The sequence below is a fragment of the Xylophilus sp. ASV27 genome, assembly GCF_016428875.1.
In the GTDB taxonomy this organism is placed as follows: Bacteria; Pseudomonadota; Gammaproteobacteria; order Burkholderiales; family Burkholderiaceae_C; genus Xylophilus.
Genome location: NZ_JAELTO010000227.1, coordinates 1 through 1,470, shown reverse-complemented (window position 1 = coordinate 1,470; position 1,470 = coordinate 1). Strand labels below are relative to the sequence as shown.

Here is a 1,470-nt window from a genome sequence, read left to right as displayed (position 1 = left end):
CCCCCCCCCCCCCCCCCCCCCCCCCCCCCCCCCCCCCCCCCCCCCCCCCCCCTTTTTAGATGTGTATAAGAGACAGGTGCACGCCGCCGCGCAGGCCGGCGCCTGGTGCGTCGGCTACCTGCGCTACGAGGCCGCGCCCGCGTTCGACGCCGCCCTCGCCACCCATGCGCCGGACGGCCCGCTGGCCTGGTTCGCCGTCCATGACGCGCCCCTGCCCTGGCCGGGCGAGGCGGACCAGGGCAGCGTCAGCGTCGACTGGCAGGCCGGCCTGGAGCGCGCCGGGTTCGACGCCGCCTTCGCCCGCATCCTGCAGGCCATCGCCGATGGCGAGCTGTACCAGGTCAACTACACCGCGCCGCTGCACGGCCGCTTCGAGGGCAGCGTGCCGGCCCTGTTCGCCGCGCTGCAGCGCGCGCAGCCCGGCGGCTATGCGGCGCGCATCGACAGCGGCGCGGAGCAGGTGCTATCGGTCTCGCCCGAGCTGTTCTTCGACTGGAAGGCCGGGCCCGCGGGCGGCCGCATCCTGGCCCGCCCCATGAAGGGCACCGCCCCGCGCGGCGCCACGCCCGAGGCCGACGCCGCCCACGCCGCCCACCTGCGCACGGCGCCCAAGGAGCGCGCCGAGAACGTGATGATCGTCGACCTGCTGCGCAACGACCTCTCGCGCATCGCCGCGCCGCACAGCGTGCGCGTGCCGCGCCTGTTCCACACCGAAGCCCTGCCCACCGTCTGGCAGATGACATCCGACGTGCAGGCGCGCACCCGCGCCGGCGTGCGGCTGCCCGACGTGTTCGCCGCGCTGTTTCCCTGCGGCTCGGTCACCGGCGCGCCCAAGGTGCGCGCCATGCGCATGATCCAGGCGCTCGAACCCGCGCCGCGCGGCATCTACTGCGGCGCCATCGGCCTGGTGCGGCCCGACGGCCCGGCCGGGCAGGGCGGCGTCGCCGCCACCTTCAACGTGCCGATCCGCACCGTGGTGCTGCGCGGGCAGCAGGCGCGCTGCGGCATCGGCAGCGGCATCACCGCCGACGCCCAGGCGCCGGCCGAATGGAACGAATGGGCGGCCAAGCGCGCCTTCGTCGAGCGCGCCAGCCAGCCCTTCGAACTGCTCGAAACCCTGGCGCTGGACGATGGCCGCCTGCGCCACCGCGCCGAGCACCTGGAGCGCATGGCCGCCGCGGCCGCGCACTTCGGCTACCCCTGGGATGCGGCGCGCGTCGCCTCCTGCCTGGACGCGCTGGCCGCGCGGCACGGCGCCGGCCTGTGGCGCGCGCGCCTGCTGCTGGACGCCGCGGGCCGGCCGCGCGCCTGTCTCTTATACACATCTGACGCTGCCGACGAAGAGAACCTAGTGTAGGTCTCGGTGGGGGGGGGGGGGTGGGGGGGGGGGGGGGGGGGGGGGGGGGGGGGGGGGGGGGGGGGGGGGGGGGGGGGGGGGGGGGGGGGGGGGGGGGGGGGGGGGGGGGGGGG

The 1,470-nt window shown here is 77.3% G+C and carries 1 pseudogene; it reads left to right on the top strand.

What is annotated here, in order from left to right:
• Positions 1-1,309, top strand: a pseudogene (locus JHD63_RS22520) (chorismate-binding protein); the annotation flags it as partial.
• Positions 1,310-1,470 lie beyond the last annotated feature (161 nt).